Origin of the sequence: Metamycoplasma auris (genome assembly GCF_003253435.1) — a bacterium.
Taxonomy (GTDB): domain Bacteria; phylum Bacillota_I; class Bacilli_A; order Mycoplasmatales; family Metamycoplasmataceae; genus Metamycoplasma; species Metamycoplasma auris.
Genome location: NZ_QKUB01000026.1, coordinates 1 through 1686, shown reverse-complemented (window position 1 = coordinate 1686; position 1686 = coordinate 1). Strand labels below are relative to the sequence as shown.

The window sequence follows — 1686 nt, the reverse complement described above, 5'->3', positions numbered from 1 at the left end:
ACTACTTTCATTAAAAGGATCTAAATGATTAGGATCCTTATTTGGTGGTGTAGTATTACGTGAACCACCATAAATTAATTCCTTAACATTTACTCCAAAGATCTTACAACTTACCATTGACATTGGCAATAATGCCATTGTACTTATTACCCCTAAAATTAAACTCTTTTTCATTTTCCCTTAATTATCTTCTTGTCTTATATTTAAACATTATTTATTTAAATTATACTTCTTATCTGCTAAGTAAATACCTTTTAGCATTTCCTAGTTTATGCATCTCAGGTTAAACCATCGTAATCTTCAGGTAATTCATCTAATTTTGCTTTTTCTTCTTTTTTTCTTTGTTTTTCTAATTCGTATTGTTCTTCTAAACTTTGAACTAATTCCACATGATCGGCAATGATATTGATTGTATAAACTTTTTCATTGTCTTTTAAGTAACTATTAGATTCTAAATGCCCTTCAATTCTTATATAATCTTCTTTATTTATTTTTTCTTTTATATAGTCAGCAGTTTTATTTCATGCGACGATATCAAAGTAATTATGTTTTTTATCCTTAATGTTATGTAATTTAAATTTAAGTAATTTACCTTCAACTACATCATCTTTTTTAAATTCTTTAATGTAATATTCATCACTTAATACATACCCATCAATATAAATTGTGTTTTCTTTTTTAGTTTGATTAATTCCTATTATTTCTTTCTTTGCCATATCTTTTTCAAATTCTCCCCTATCTTCTAAAACGTTATGATTCCATTTTCAAATGTAATCAAGATCTAAAGTTTTTAAAAATTCAAGAATTCAATATTTCTCATTAACTAATACTCATTGTGCAGCATCAGGACTATTGCCGATGTAAACTAAATCATGTTTACTTTTTGAATTTTCTAATCACCTTAGTTTCGTGTTATTTTTCTTGTAATAATCGTAGACATAATAATCAATTCCAATATTTTCATTACGTCCTTCTTCTAATTGACTTTTTAATAAATCAATTTCTAATATCCTATTCTTACTTAAGAAATTAAAATATTCAACAAAAAAACATCGCATATAAGTTTCAGTATCAAAAGTCTTTATTTTCTCTAACATATGTTCAATAACATTTAATTCATATATTGAGAGTAAATAGGTTGAAAGATGATCATTTAGATCTCTTATGAATGGAATTTCTAAATTCTCATATTTTGATAATTCATTTTCAATTTCATCCATATAACTTTTGATTGCTTTTATTTTTTGTATTGAATAGGGATTGTTATAATCTATTCATTTACCCCTTGGTTTGCGTATAGTAACATTTTCTAGAAACTTCGGATCATATCTAATTGATACTAATTTATCATCGTTTAAGTTTTTATCATTTGCCATTGCTAAAACACCACCCATTTCATTTATTTTTTAAATGTGAAACTATTTAAGTCCTCTATTTTTGATTCTTGGTCTTGTTTCTTTAATTGGTTTTCAATTTCTTCAAGTCATTCATCTAAAGAATTTTTATCTTTCTTAGTTAATTTCTTTTTAGTCATTAATCTCCTTAATTAGTTTCTTTATTATTTATTATCTGTTCTAAAATATCTAGTACCAATAGAGATGGGATTGAACTTCTTTGAATATAATTGCCATGTGAATAATGAGTCTTAGAAAATCCAGATTTTAGTTTTTGTTTCAACAAACTAAT

The 1686-nt window shown here is 25.0% G+C and carries 2 protein-coding genes; both read right to left on the bottom strand.

What is annotated here, in order from left to right; genetic code table 4:
* Positions 1-269: 269 nt before the first annotated feature.
* On the bottom strand, positions 270-1376 hold the full coding sequence (locus BCF89_RS08790; RefSeq protein WP_146236485.1) for a single-stranded DNA-binding protein: 1107 nt from the start codon (positions 1374-1376) through the stop codon (positions 270-272).
* A 23-nt stretch (positions 1377-1399) separates the two neighbouring features.
* Positions 1400-1534 (bottom strand): hypothetical protein, encoded by a 135-nt coding sequence (locus BCF89_RS08785; RefSeq protein ID WP_277870065.1) that lies wholly within the window; start codon positions 1532-1534, stop codon positions 1400-1402.
* Positions 1535-1686 lie beyond the last annotated feature (152 nt).